General features: G+C 42.4%; 10 protein-coding genes. 7 read left to right on the forward strand and 3 right to left on the reverse strand.

Translation table 11 applies throughout. The features are described 5' to 3' along the window. Positions 1–435 precede the first annotated feature (435 nt). A complete protein-coding gene (locus B3F51_RS07340; RefSeq protein ID WP_148637165.1) occupies positions 436–1,065 on the forward strand; it encodes a corrinoid protein in 630 nt (209 codons plus the stop codon). Positions 1,066–1,144: 79 nt separating this feature from the next. Then, positions 1,145–2,122, forward strand: a complete 978-nt coding sequence (locus tag B3F51_RS07345; RefSeq protein WP_070370258.1) for a uroporphyrinogen decarboxylase family protein — start codon at positions 1,145–1,147, stop codon at positions 2,120–2,122. Positions 2,123–2,193: 71 nt separating this feature from the next. Here the strand turns inward: B3F51_RS07345 and B3F51_RS07350 are convergent, their stop codons facing one another. Beyond that, entirely contained in the window at positions 2,194–2,595 is a 402-nt protein-coding gene (locus tag B3F51_RS07350) for a hypothetical protein (RefSeq protein ID WP_250933748.1), read from the reverse strand. Between the two features lie 192 nt (positions 2,596–2,787). Here B3F51_RS07350 and B3F51_RS07355 point away from each other — a divergent pair, with 192 nt between their 5' ends. From B3F51_RS07355 to B3F51_RS07370, 4 genes are all read left to right on the forward strand, one after another. After that, positions 2,788–3,522 carry a LytR/AlgR family response regulator transcription factor gene (locus B3F51_RS07355; RefSeq protein WP_286946360.1) on the forward strand — a complete coding sequence of 245 codons (735 nt, stop codon included), beginning with the start codon at positions 2,788–2,790 and terminating at the stop codon, positions 3,520–3,522. Next, positions 3,509–4,924, forward strand: a complete 1,416-nt coding sequence (locus tag B3F51_RS07360) for a sensor histidine kinase (RefSeq protein WP_286946362.1) — start codon at positions 3,509–3,511, stop codon at positions 4,922–4,924. Before B3F51_RS07355 ends, B3F51_RS07360 begins: the two co-directional genes overlap by 14 nt. Before the next feature lie 108 nt (positions 4,925–5,032). After that, complete coding sequence (locus B3F51_RS07365) at positions 5,033–6,061, forward strand: 3-deoxy-7-phosphoheptulonate synthase (protein WP_286946364.1); 1,029 nt, start codon at positions 5,033–5,035, stop codon at positions 6,059–6,061. 186 nt (positions 6,062–6,247) lie between these two features. Beyond that, on the forward strand, positions 6,248–8,002 hold the full coding sequence (locus B3F51_RS07370; protein WP_070370254.1) for a bifunctional diguanylate cyclase/phosphohydrolase: 1,755 nt from the start codon (positions 6,248–6,250) through the stop codon (positions 8,000–8,002). A gap of 130 nt (positions 8,003–8,132) precedes the next feature. Here B3F51_RS07370 and B3F51_RS07375 read toward each other — a convergent pair whose 3' ends face one another. Then, on the reverse strand, positions 8,133–8,915 hold the full coding sequence (locus B3F51_RS07375; protein ID WP_286809783.1) for an alpha/beta fold hydrolase: 783 nt from the start codon (positions 8,913–8,915) through the stop codon (positions 8,133–8,135). 965 nt (positions 8,916–9,880) lie between these two features. Here B3F51_RS07375 and B3F51_RS07380 point away from each other — a divergent pair. Continuing rightward, the gene (locus B3F51_RS07380; RefSeq protein ID WP_070370252.1) at positions 9,881–10,927 is read left to right on the forward strand and encodes a DUF389 domain-containing protein; all 1,047 of its coding nucleotides are present in this window, start codon (positions 9,881–9,883) and stop codon (positions 10,925–10,927) included. 92 nt (positions 10,928–11,019) lie between these two features. Here B3F51_RS07380 and B3F51_RS07385 read toward each other — a convergent pair whose 3' ends face one another. Beyond that, positions 11,020–12,495, reverse strand: a complete 1,476-nt coding sequence (locus tag B3F51_RS07385) for a glutamate synthase subunit beta (protein WP_228878285.1) — start codon at positions 12,493–12,495, stop codon at positions 11,020–11,022. Positions 12,496–12,507: the final 12 nt, after the last annotated feature.

A 12,507-nucleotide genomic window follows, 5' to 3' on the forward strand; every position in this document is an offset into this window, starting at 1 on the left:
TCCCTTTCCGTCTGGCTGTAAGCGCCAACCCGGAAAGGGAGATTTTTTATATTAACTTAATAGTCGGAAAAAACGGAGACTGATTTGATTTGTAAATAGCCATGATTTCCTAATTAGTAAAAGCGATTGATTTTATAAATAACTGTTGACATAAACATTAAATTGATTTAAAATTGTCTCAGTTGCGAAAGTGATTAAATCAGGCAGCCAACGAGTGCTGTAAAAAAGAATGGCACAAAAGTGATCCAGTCAAGCGATGTAATCGCTATCACATTCCCGAGATAACGGCTATTTGAGAACTTAACAGTTGTAAAACTAGCATCAGTCGTTACGTCATCGTATCAGAAATTAGGGATTACACGCACACACGTGGAATCGTTAATATAACCGATATCATCCAGATATCATAAATCGATTTTAAAATTGGAGGAAAAAATGTCAAAAATCGAAGAAGTAAAAGCAAAGGTTGAAGCTGGAAAGTCAAAGCTGGTTCCGGTATTGGTTCAGGAAGCCCTAGATGAAGGCAGTGCACCGGCAGAAATTCTTCAGGCCATGGTGGATTCAATGGGTGTGGTCGGGGATAAATTCTCATCCGGGGAAATCTTTGTACCGGAAATGCTGATTGCCGCTAAAGCCATGTCTAAAGGTGTAGAAGTGTTAAAACCGCTGATGGCTGGTGACGGTTCAGCTTCGCTGGGTACTTGTGTTATCGGAACGGTGGCTGGTGATCTTCATGATATCGGTAAAAACCTGGTTTCGATGATGATTGAAAGTGCCGGTTTTGATATGGTCGATCTGGGCGTTGACGTCCCGGCTGATACCTTTGTTCAAGCAGTAAAGGATAATGCAAATGTCAAGCTGGTAGCCTGTTCCGGTCTGTTGACGACGACCATGCCAGCCTTGAAAGAAGCGGTTCAGACGATTAAAATGGCGTATCCGGATTTAAAAGTAATCGTTGGTGGGGCGCCAGTTACGCCAGAGTACGCAACTGAAGTTGGTGCTGATGGCTATGCTCCTGATGCCGGAAGTGCGGCAGTTAAAGCCAAAGAATTGGTAACCGCATAACAGTATCGGTTTAAAAGAACAAGCGGGCGTTGCTCAAGGCAGGTTCACAACGATCCATATAATTTTAGGAGGTATTAGAATGCTGACAAAAAGACAGAATTTACTGGAAACCATTAAAGGTGGAAATCCCGATCGCTTTGTAAAACAATATGAGTTTATGAATTTGATTATGGAAGCGCCCATCGGAGCCATGTGCGGGCCGGGACAGACAATAAAAAATGGCTGGGGAATTACCTTTACCTGGCCGGAAGGTCAATTGGGTGGTTTTCCGATTCATGATGATGCGCACAAGGTTTTAAAAGATATCACCGATTGGCGCAGTCAGGTAAAAGCACCAGCGGTGGAAACGTCAGATGAAGCCTGGGCAGCAGCGGTTGCTCATGCGAATGCCGTCGATCGCAATGAAGAATTTGTAACTGCCTTTGTAGCGCCGGGAATCTTCGAAATGACCCATCATCTGATGAGCATGGAAGATGCCTTGATGGCCCTGTATGAAGAACCCGAAGCGATGCATGATCTGATTGATTATCTGGTTGAGTATGAACTGGCTTATGCCAAAGAAATGGTTAGCCGCCTCCATCCCGATTGTATTTTCCATCATGATGACTGGGGTAGCCAACGTTCTTCGTTTGTATCACCGGAAATGTTTGAGGAGTTCTTTGTTCCGGCTTATAAAAAAATCTATGGTTTTTACAAGGATAACGGGGTAGAGTTGATTGTTCATCATAGCGATTCCTATGCCGCCAACCTGGTTCCAGCGATGATTGAAATGGGAATCGACATTTGGCAGGGGGTTATGACAACCAATAATGTGCCAGAACTGATCAAAAAATATGGTGGTCAAATCTCCTTTATGGGCGATATTGACAGTGGTGTCATTGACTTCCCAGGTTGGACACCGGAGATTGTTTTTGAAAAAACAAAGGAAGCCTGCGAACGATGTGGTAAACTCTACTTTATTCCGGGGGCCAGCCATGGTTTGAATTTTGGCTGCTTCCCAGGTGTTTATGAATCAAACGATGAAGCCATTGATAAAATGAGCGCCTTAATGTTTTAAGAAAAACGACTCAAAAATAGAACTAAAAAACCCGCTGAGAATTTTTATTGATTCTCAGCGGGTTTTGAATTTTACTTAAAGGTAGCCGTGGGATTGCCGTTCTCAATTTTTAAGGTAATTTCGGAAACTGAGAACAAATCAATGTTCGACCACTCAACGGTGGTACCTGCCGAATCGGCAACCATCAAATCCCAGTATTGTTCTTCAACCTCGGTATCAAAAACGATGTCCGTTGAACTTCCGCTTGGCAACGTATCAGTAGTCAGGAGATCATCACCCCAGCTGGCTTCACCAGTGGGAGAAACATAGATTGCGTAAATCTCGATCCCGGTGTCATTAACAATGGTAAAATCCTGAGAATAAACGGTGGCATCATCGGAATCATCAGAAGATGATGAACCGCTACAGCCGGTAAAAATAAACAGCGACAGAGCAAAAACCATTAGGATACTGAAAAACTTCATTTTTTTCATACTTTTCACCTCATAAATAAATTTAACATAAGACAATCATAACAGCAAACAAATGTGATAACAATTCAAATTCACGGTGAAAATAGCCGTTTCACGCTGTCTGGAAAGTTGCAAATAAATTGTGAAATCGGATTGAATATGATAAAATTATCAAAAAACAGTTAATGAATCAACGGTCAGATGGAGGACAGCATGGTTTATATAGCAGTTTGTGAAGATGAACAGGAACACCAGGAAAGAATTGAGTGGTATTTAAAAGAATACAGTGCCATTAATTGCTGTGATTTCGAAATCTCTTTTTTTTCGACGGCGGTGGATTTTTGGGCCCATTACCAGCCAAATTCATTCAGCATCGTCTTTTTAGATATTTATTTAGAAGAAGGCAACGGTATCGAAATTGGGAAAAGGCTGCGAAATTCAGGTGAAGACTGCCAAATGGTTTTTATTACCTCAAGCAAAGATTTTGCCATCGAAGGCTTTGAGTTAAAAGCCCAGCATTACATCATCAAGCCCATCACCAAAGAAAAAATCTTTGAAGCATTAGATCGTTGTCAGGTAGTGCTGGCGGAGGGGGGACAAGCGATTCGCATTCCCAATGGAAAACTGGAAGTTGCCATCCGTCTTAAAGATATTATTTATGTGGAGGTGTTTAATAAGATTTCGGTTATTCATACAGCTCAGGAAGAAATTAAAACCTATTTGCCCTTATCTCAGTTGGAAAATATGCTAGGCGGCACACCATTTTTGCGCTGCCACCGTTGCAGCATCATTAATATGAATCAGGTTGAGGATTACACCACCACTGATTTCATTATGAAGAATGGTGATCGGGTGGGAATCCCCCGCAGCAGCAGCGTAGCGGTCCGCCAAAAGTATCTGGACTTTATCTTCGCAAAAGTCAGAGGTGAATCCAGTGTCAACCAGTAATTTGAATATTATCTGGGGAATTGTTTTGTCGATCGGCCCCTATTTTATCTTAGCCTTTATACCAGTCTGGAAGCAGCTCCGGTATTCGAAAAAAACGGTGATCGTAGCGGGAACCTTGTGTATGGTCTTAAACATCATCTCGGTGATCGTGATCATTGAGTGGGTACCGGATTGGAACAGTTTGCGTTTTTTCCACAGTGTTTTTTTTCTGTTGCTCTACCTCGGAGTTTATACGGCAATGGTTCGAGGAACCCCCGCTAAACTTCTGTTTGTCGGCCTGCTGGTTAAAAGCTATGCCGATTTTATTGTCAATATGGCCAAGTTTCTGGAGGTTGCCTATCTGACTTATGGATTGCACCGGGTTTATGTTCAAACCTCCTATTCTTTTTATTTTAATCTGTTTCAATGTGCGATCCTGGCCCTGACTTATCCGTTGGTATGGATTTTCTTCAGAAAAAAAGTTGCTCAGGTGATGACGACCCGTAACAAGGCATGGGGATACCTTTGGATTATTCCGATGGTTTATTATATTATCAGCCTAGCCTTTGCCGCTATGAATCCCGCTTTGATTGCCCAATGGCAGTTTCTGGTGTTTAATCTGGTCTCGTTTTTAGGATTTTACCTGATTTATTATGTAGTCATTGAAATGCTGGAACAAACACAGAAAAACATGATTCTGTCTGAAAGTAATGAAGTCATCAAACAACAATTGCTGTTTCAGTCTGAATATTACAAGAAATTTGGGGTCTGTATTGAAGAGACCCGCAAAGGTGAGCACGACCTGCGGCATCATCTAAATGCGGTGCTGGGATTAATCCAACAAAAAAATGGAGACAAGGCCGAAAGCTACATCGCCGAATTACTGGGGAACCGTTTGAGCATCGCAGATATTTTGTATTGTAGCAATGATGCCGTTAATGCCATATTAGGCTATTACGCCAATATTTGTAAGCTCGAAGCGATTGATTTTACCATTGAAGCAATGGTGCCCCAGGATTTAAAAATTGATGAAACGGATTTATGTGTGGTTTTTGGAAATGTTCTGGAAAATGCCCTGGAAGCCAACCGGCGAATCACCTCAGGGGAAAAGATGATTAAACTGGCATCGCAGTTTATTGGCAACAAGTTATATATTACGGTGGACAATCGCTTTAGTGGGATAATCCCGATGAAAAACGGCACTTTCCTTTCCCGGAAAAGAGAGCAGTCATCAGGTATTGGAATTGTGTCGGTGACGGCCATTGCCCAAAAGTATGACGGCGAAGCTCGATTTGAAGCAGATGATCAGATCTTTCGAGTGGCAGTCGTCATGTCCAATAACAATCAAAAAATGGTTCCAGAAAACCCTCCAATCTGGGATGCGCAGGGAATCAATAATAATCCTTGTCAGTTGGAGCATTAATCACTATAATAAATACAAACTAAAAGTGTCGATACAACGGTCAGAATTACCGGCAGCGGTCAGATCGGGGTAAATTTTGGCGAAAAATTGTGAAAAAGGGAGTAACAAATGAGTTTTGAGTTGATCCAGGAAATCCCCTCACCCAGTGAAATTTTGAAAATGATGCCTTTATCTGAAACGGGCAAAAAAATAAAAACCCAGCGGGATCAGATGATCCGAGATGTGTTTGAAGGAAAGGACGATCGCTTCATCTTAATCATTGGGCCTTGTTCAGCAGATAATGAAACAGCCGTGATTGATTATGTGAATCGTTTAAGTGCAATTCAGAAGGAAGTGGCCGATAAGATTATCATCATTCCGCGAATATATACCAATAAACCACGAACCACCGGCGAAGGGTATAAGGGGATGCTTCATCAACCGGATGCAAACAAAGAGGCAAACATGGTTGAGGGGATTAAAGCCATTCGCCAATTGCATATCCGTTCCATTGAAGAAACAGGTTTGTCCTGTGCGGATGAAATGTTATATCCCGAAAACTATGCCTACCTGGAAGATTTGCTCAGTTATGTGGCGATCGGGGCCCGATCGGTGGAAAATCAGAAACATCGGTTAACGGTCTCGGGTCTGGAAATTCCGGTGGGAATGAAAAACCCGACGAGTGGTGATATTACAGTAATGCTGAATTCCATTCAGGCCGCTCAGGCAGGGCACACCTTTATCTACCGGGGTTGGGAAGTAAAAACAAATGGAAATCCGCTGACCCATGCGATTATGCGCGGATCGGTGGATCAGCATGGACGCAACTATCCCAACTATCATTATGAAGATATTATGCATCTGATTAAGTTATATGAAAAGCGGGATTTTTCCTGCCCGGCCGTTATCATTGACTTGAATCATGCCAACTCCAACAAGCGTTTTTGTGAACAGCCCCGAATTGCCCGGGAAATCCTGCGTAATCGTCATTATGACGCCAGCTTGAAAAAGTATGTGAAGGGTCTGATGATTGAAAGTTACATTGAAGAAGGGAACCAGCCAGTCGATGGTGGGGTATATGGCAAATCCATTACTGATTCCTGCCTGGGATGGAAAGCTTCAGAAGAGTTAATTCGAACCATTGCTGAAAAAGTATAGTAAATAAAAAACCGTCAATTGTCTGTCAATGAACAATTGGCGGTTTTTTAATGCTTAAAAACGATCAGAAATGGGATATTTAAAAAGGCAGGTGACTAAACGTATAAACAGGGGGTATCAAATTACTAAGCATTTATATCTATAGAAATATGACAGTTCCAGTATGTGTTGAAAGGGTTATGAAGGATGAATCAGATAATCAGACAAAAGATTGCTGTTATGATGGGCTTCATAAAAATGCGGTTAAAAAACCTGAGAGCCATTACTTATAATATAAAAAACAACGGAGAGGGGAATCGAGATCGGGATCTCAATTATCTAAAGAATCATTTATTTTATGATATTACCTTCTATTTTATTCTGTTGGGGCCGATTCTGTTCTTTTACGGTGCCTATCTGTTTTATGAGGAAGGCAAGTATGTGGTATCGGTTATGGAGTTTTTACTGTATTTTGTCTCCGTCTTTGTTCTGCTTAATCATAAGATCAATCTTCGAATCAAAAAACTCTTTTTCCTGCTGACCGGCTATTTTGCCAGTGTGCTGGTGCTGATTGTGGCTGGACCCATGGGAGCCGGAATGGTATGTGTAACAGTGGTGCTGGTGTTATCCGGGTCGCTGCTGGATAAAAAATGGGTTTTGAAATTTATTGCTTTTAATCTGTTTGCTTTTCTGGTTATTACAGTGCTGTTGTTCAGCAGTTTTTTCAATGAATTTGCCATTGCTGATTACGGATCAAGATGGCCGATCGTTGCCATCAGCAGTCAGATCCTGGGAATTGGTTTGTTATTTGTTATCCAAATCATTTATGAGGGGCTTGAGAAACAAGCAAAAATCATCATCAGATCCCAAAAAAGTCTGGAAGCCAGTGAGCAAAAATACCGATATTTAAGTTATCATGACCATCTGACGGGGTTGTACAATCGTCTCTTTTGGGAGGAAGAGCAAAAGCGGATTAACATCAATGAACAGTTGCCGATTTCAATTATAATTGGTGACATCAATGGGATTAAACTGATGAATGATGCCTTTGGCCATGAAGCTGGAGATCGGATGATCATTGAAACATCCCGGATCATGAAAAACAGTTGTCAGAAGGGTGAAATAGTTGCCAGAACCGGAGGTGATGAATTTAGCATCCTGATGCCAAAAACATCCCGGGAAGCGGCGCTGAAACAGATGGAAGAAATAAAGCAAAGTTTTGCTGAACATAATCGGCGGATTTTGAATGAGGCATTTCATATTAATGTGGCCTTGGGTTCGGGAACAAAAGAAGAACCCCATGGCGATTTGAAGGAAACCATCAAAAGAGCTGAATTATACATGAACCAGCGCAAACTACTGGAGCAACGCAGCTCACATAGCGCTATTATTGCTTCAATCAAAGCGACGATGTATGAAAAAAGCCATGAAACCGAGGAGCATTCTGAACGCTTGGCGGCTTTGTCGCGAATGATTGGTCAAGCCCTCAATCTTTCCCAAATCGAACTGGACAATCTGGAATTACTGGCGACACTTCATGATATTGGCAAGGTCGGAATTGATGATCGGATTCTGGCAAAACCTGGAAAACTGACTGAAAAAGAATGGATTGAAATGAAAAAGCACCCAGAAATTGGCTATCGTATTGCTTGCGCTTCACCAGAGCTGGTATCGATCGCTGAGTATATTCTTTGCCATCACGAGCATTGGGATGGTAGTGGTTACCCGAAAGGCCTAGTCGGAGAAGAGATTCCGCTGTTGTCACGGATTATCGCAATCACAGATGCCTATGATGCAATGACTGAGAACCGAATCTACCAAAAAGCAACAAATTGCCAAAATGCCTTAGCTGAAATTCAGAAAAATGCGGGTTCACAGTTTGATCCCGATATTGTTTCGTTATTTGTTGGAATTATGCAGAAAAATCCGGTCTGTGAGGAAATCTTTAGCATAAACCGATAGCCAGAAAAAAAGATATATAAGTAAGGCTGGTCTCTTCGTTTAGAAACCAGCCTCAAGTCATGCAATGAATTATCTATTATGGAACAGCGTTGCTGTGAGTTTGCAAAATTTAAAGGACGAACCGGTTGTATCAGTCAAGAAATAGATTAATGATTAACGTGAATTTATCCGGTTTTTGAAACATTAAGCCATGTCCTGCTTCGGGGATCAAAATGAGCTTGGAGTTCGGCAATCGACTGGCCAGATATTCGGCATTTTCGGAAGGGAGAATCAAATCGTCTTTACCATCAATAACCAGAGTTTCGTGTTTTAGAAAAGGAATGCGATTACAGGAACCTTCCCACTTGTTGATCGCATCAGCTTGTTTCAGGATCGAATCAGGATTCATAACCCCCAGCGGGCGATGAAATATTTCCCGAATGCGATCCGGATTATTTTTTATCCACTCAGGAGGGAAGATCAGTCGCAGCCACTCATAACCTTTTTCAGAGGGAATTCCCAGTGTGTTTTCAAGCCGGAAAAGAACCTTTGGTTCAGGAGGAAAGATTTCCGGATGACAAAGTGAAGCGTATAGAATCAGTTTGTTAACAATTTCAGGATGCCTTAAGGCTAACTCCTGAGCAATTGATGCCCCCATGGACCATCCCAGCACATGGGCACTTTCTATCTTTAATGCAACCAGCATTTCATAGGTGTCTTCAGCAAACTGTTCAATTGTAAAAGGCTTATGACCTGAACTGGTTTCACCCATGCCGCGGTTGTCAAAGACAATCACCTTGTATTTTTTTGACAGCGAACGTAAAAACCGTTCCTCCCACAGGTTCATGGTTCCACCATAACCCATTATTAAAAGCAGAGGGTATCCGGATCCATAAACTTGGTAGCTCATACTAATGTCTTCAACTCTTACCATTACAACACCTCTCTTTGAAAGAATAGCCATTTATTTAATACCCATAATGAAGGAATTTATTAACAAAAGGCGATGAATATTAAAAAAAAAATCTAAGCATTATTTTTAAAAATGGCATAATAAAGCCAGATTAATTCTTTACAAAAGAGTTACAAACGTTTACAGTGTAGTTGTTTACTTTTGCCATAAACATGATACAATATAATTGAATCAAGGATCAACCAAATCCTTTTCCAATTTAATGACAGGATCATTGAAAAGTAAAGAATCACTTAACTGAATGAAAAAATCAGGGAGAAGCTTATCAGATTGAAAGAAGATCAGAGATAAACTTCAAGGAACTGATTTTTCGATCTTACACTCTACGGTGGAAAAATTCTTAAAGTCATAAGAATTGAGGAGTACATCGTTAATCACAGTCAGATTTATTGGCGATCGGTATTGACATTATGATCAGCACATTAAAACGATGTGTTCATAATAAAAATAATAGATCAAGAATAGGTAATCAACGTGAGAAGAGAAGATGATTTTCAATTGAAATTCAGCGTAACAAACGGGAGAAATTTGGACGAGAGAACAGATTGTTCAGAAATTTATTTCATAAAAAATCCCCAATGCAAAAACGGCAGAAAAGGATCGTAAAAGCGAAATAAAAAGTAAGATAATCCCTGGAGCAAGTGAACTATTTACATTGGAAATGCGAAGCGGAAGATTTTTGATAAGCAGAAAGGGGTGAGTCCCAAAAAATGACAACTGAGATTGTAAGCTGAGGCCGATTCTACAGAATTAATTGTGGAATCGGCTTTCAGCTTTTTTGTGGTTGGACGGATCTATAAAAATGAGCGCCAGAAAATGGGTGGAGTTTAGAAGTCAGTTTTTTGATAATCATAAAAAAGTGAGGTTTGTTTAATGCTCGATTGGGTAATAAAAGACAATAAGCAAATGAGATTGGGAGATTTAGCATGATTGATTATCTTAAAAATGGTTTATTTGATATCCGATCCGATCAGATGGGTGCCGATGCTATCCACGAAAGTATTGTAGCTGGTGTGAAGCTAAAGGGTGCCCCGTTGATTATTCTTTTCTGTGCCATTATTGTCGCTTCGGTTGGTTTAAACACCAATTCAACGGCGGTTATTATTGGAGCGATGCTCATATCACCGCTGATGAATCCGATCATTGCCATGGGCTATAGTCTGGCGACCTATGACGGGTTATTGCTACGAAACGCCGCCCTTAATTTTATGATTCAGATTATTATTGCCCTGATTGGCGCTTCCATTTATTTCTCGCTGACCCCGATTCATGAGGCTACCAGTGAATTGATCGCCAGAACCGGGCCCTCTTTTTTTGACATGCTGATTGCCTTCTTTGGTGGAACCGCCGGGGTCATCGGAATAACTAGAAAAGAAAAAACCAATGTCATTCCCGGTGTTGCCATTGCCACTGCACTCATGCCACCAATGTGTACCGTTGGCTATGGCATCGCCAACAGCAACCCGGATTATATTTTCCCGGCGGCTTATTTATTTCTGATTAATGCTTTTTTTATTATGCTGGCAACCTTTGCTTTTTGTAAGCTGTTGCAGCTCAAGCAAGCTGCGGTGGTTAAAGAGCGCTTCAATAAAATTTTAAAGCGGGGGATCATTATTGGGATGATTCTGATCACCATTCCGGCAGCGGTTTCCGCAATCTATGTGTCGATTGATTCGATACTGAACCAGCATCTTACGGGTAAGGTTCAATCATTTGTGAATGCTGAAGTCGATTCGTCGACAACCACCACCATGCGAGCAACCATTGACCCGGAAAGAAAAAATCTGCGACTGGATTTGATTGGGGAAGTTTATAGCCCGGATCAGATTGATCGGATCACAACAAATATGGCCGACTATGGATTGGAAGGCTACACCCTGGAAGTGGTTCAGGACATCCGAACGACTCTCTTTAACTATTTTGAAAAAGAAAACAGTGCCGGCATATTGGAAGGTGAGATTGTGATTGTCTAAAACACTCACCCAAAGATTAAGATGAACCTAAAAAAACAGCCACACGATCCAGTGCGGATTTTGTGGCTGTTTTAGATGCGTTATGGAGCAATTTATTTTTTAGTTAAATAATTGTGACAGGCTCGGGCGGCTTCACGGCCTTCATTGATGGCCCAGACCACTAGACTTTGGCCTCGACGGATATCACCGGCAGCAAAGATATTGTCCACACTGGTTTGGTAAACACCGTAATCGGCTTTGACATTGGAGCGGGGATCCCGTTCCAGACCCAGTTGGTCAACCAGCAGGTCATCCGGTCCCAGAAAGCCCATCGCCAGTAAAACCAGATCTGCAGGCAGAATTTTTTCAGTTCCGGGGATTTCCTTCATGGTCATCCGTCCGTTTTCATCAGCAATCCACTCAATTTCGACGGTATGGACTTCTATAACATGGCCTTCGGCATCGCCGACAATTTTTTTAGTGGTGGTACAGTATTGGCGGGGATCACTGCCATACAGGGCCACTGCTTCTTCCTGACCATAATCCAGCTTGTAGGTTTTGGGCCATTCCGGCCAGGGATTGGTTTCTGCTCGGGAGGTCGGCGGTTTGGGCATGATTTCCAATTGCAGCACACTTTTACAGCCATGACGAATTGAGGTGGCAACACAGTCGGTACCAGTATCGCCACCCCCGATGATGACCACATGCTTGTCTTTGGCAGAGGTAAAATTACCATCAGTCAGGTTGGAGTCCAGCAGGCTTTTGGTGTTGGCTGATAAAAAGTTGATTGCGAAATCAACGCCTTTAAGATTTCGGCCTTCCACTGGCAGATCCCGGGGTTTGGTGGCGCCACCACATAAAACCACCGCATCGTAATCGGCTTTTAAATCGGCAATGGCGTAGTCTTTACCGACCTCGGTACTGGTGACAAAGTTGATTCCTTCGGCGGTCATCAGGTCAACCCGACGCTGAACGACAGCAATCTTATCCAGCTTCATGTTGGGGATACCATACATCAGCAGTCCCCCAATCCGGTCGGCCCGCTCGTAAACTGTAACATTATGGCCAGCTTTATTGAGTTCCGCCGCACAGGCCAGACCAGCTGGTCCGGAGCCCACCACGGCGATTTTTTTATCGGTTCGCAGTTTTGGCGGGTTTGGCGTAATCCAGCCTTCTTTAAAAGCATGATCGATAATGGTGCACTCATTGGTTTTGATGGTTACCTGTGGTTGGTTTAAGCCGACGGTGCAGGCCCCTTCACAGGGAGCCGGGCAAACCCGGCCAGTGAATTCAGGGAAATTATTGGTGTTAAGCAGTCGAATCAGGGCTTCTTTCCACAACCCCTTGTAAATCATATCATTCCATTCAGGGATTAAATTATGAATTGGGCAGCCAGAGGCACCGCCAGCAATCATCATGCCAGAGTGGCAATAGGGTACGCCGCAATCCATACAGCGGGCGCCCTGAAGACGTTGTTTTTCTTCCGGCAGCTCTAAATGAAATTCCTGCCAGTCTTTAATCCGTTCAAGAGGTTCCCGATCCTTGGGCACTTCCCGGTTATATTCTAAAAATCCTGTTGATTTTCCCATAATTGTTTACCT

This window comes from Acetobacterium sp. UBA5834, from assembly GCF_002435675.1.
GTDB classification, from domain to species: Bacteria; Bacillota; Clostridia; order Eubacteriales; family Eubacteriaceae; genus Acetobacterium; species Acetobacterium wieringae.

Coding starts and splice junctions, on each gene's coding strand:
- B3F51_RS07340 (WP_148637165.1), top strand. CDS start 436: ATGTCAAAAATCGAAGAAGTAAAAGCAAAGGTTGAAGCTGGAAAGTCA.
- B3F51_RS07345 (WP_070370258.1), top strand. CDS start 1,145: ATGCTGACAAAAAGACAGAATTTACTGGAAACCATTAAAGGTGGAAAT.
- B3F51_RS07385 (WP_228878285.1), bottom strand. CDS start 12,495: ATGGGAAAATCAACAGGATTTTTAGAATATAACCGGGAAGTGCCCAAG.
- B3F51_RS07350 (WP_250933748.1), bottom strand. CDS start 2,595: ATGAAAAAAATGAAGTTTTTCAGTATCCTAATGGTTTTTGCTCTGTCG.
- B3F51_RS07380 (WP_070370252.1), top strand. CDS start 9,881: ATGATTGATTATCTTAAAAATGGTTTATTTGATATCCGATCCGATCAG.
- B3F51_RS07365 (WP_286946364.1), top strand. CDS start 5,033: ATGAGTTTTGAGTTGATCCAGGAAATCCCCTCACCCAGTGAAATTTTG.
- B3F51_RS07375 (WP_286809783.1), bottom strand. CDS start 8,915: ATGGTAAGAGTTGAAGACATTAGTATGAGCTACCAAGTTTATGGATCC.
- B3F51_RS07370 (WP_070370254.1), top strand. CDS start 6,248: ATGAATCAGATAATCAGACAAAAGATTGCTGTTATGATGGGCTTCATA.
- B3F51_RS07355 (WP_286946360.1), top strand. CDS start 2,788: ATGGTTTATATAGCAGTTTGTGAAGATGAACAGGAACACCAGGAAAGA.